The sequence below is a fragment of the Streptomyces sp. SID4985 genome (assembly GCF_009863025.1).
GTDB lineage: Bacteria > Actinomycetota > Actinomycetes > Streptomycetales > Streptomycetaceae > Streptomyces.
On sequence record NZ_WWIR01000330.1, the window covers coordinates 1 to 215 of the forward strand.

The following is a 215-nucleotide window of genomic DNA, read 5'->3' on the forward strand; positions in this document are numbered from 1 at the left end:
GAAGCCGCTGGAGTCGGTGGACGCGTTCGTCGACTGGGCCGGGACGTACCGGGAGCTGGGCATCACCGAGCTGGTGGTGCACTGGCCGGTGCCGGACTCGATCTTCGCCAACGACCTCGCGGTCTTCGAGAAGATCGCCACCGAGGGCCTGGCGCAGCTGGGCTGAGCGGCGGGCGGTCGATCGGGCGGGCGGGTCCGGACCCGTGCGGGTCGCG

1 pseudogene is annotated in these 215 nt (G+C 72.6%); it reads left to right on the forward strand.

The features are described 5' to 3' along the window. Positions 1–166 (forward strand): annotated as a pseudogene (locus GTW40_RS13740) (LLM class flavin-dependent oxidoreductase); the annotation flags it as partial. Between the last annotated feature and the right edge of the window lie 49 nt (positions 167–215).